The sequence below is a fragment of the Mitsuaria sp. WAJ17 genome (assembly GCF_014174515.1).
Lineage (GTDB): Bacteria > Pseudomonadota > Gammaproteobacteria > Burkholderiales > Burkholderiaceae_C > Roseateles_B.
This window is the reverse complement of sequence record NZ_JACJUG010000137.1, coordinates 1-367: the sequence shown is the minus strand read 5'-3', so window position 1 is coordinate 367 and position 367 is coordinate 1. Positions and strand designations below refer to the sequence as shown.

Annotated in this window: 1 pseudogene; it reads right to left on the bottom strand. The window is 65.7% G+C overall.

What is annotated here, in order from left to right:
- A pseudogene (locus H5407_RS23735) lies at positions 1–328 on the bottom strand (PEP-CTERM system TPR-repeat protein PrsT); the annotation flags it as partial.
- Positions 329–367: the final 39 nt, after the last annotated feature.

Below are 367 nucleotides of genomic sequence, written 5' to 3'. Positions count from 1 at the left end.
CCTTGGCGGCGTCGGGCTTGCCCTCGAGGAAGTCGAGTGCGGCCAGGCTGGCAATGGCGGGGAAGAAGTCAGCGCGCGCGGCCAGGGCCGCTTCAAAGGCCTTGCGCGCGCCCGCCTTGTCCTTGCGCAGCAGCATCACCTGGCCGCGCAGATTGGCGGCGATGGACTTGTCGGCTTGCTTGCGCTCCATCGCGTCGATGGCGGCCAACGCTTTATCGAGGTCGCGGCGACGCACATGCGCGCTGATCAAAGCCATGTCTGCCGAAACGCCGGTATCGGTGGCCGCAATATTGCGCAAATCGGCAAAGCCGGTATCGGTCTTGCCCATGGCTATCTGCGACATGGCCAAGGCGGTACGGGCCTTGGC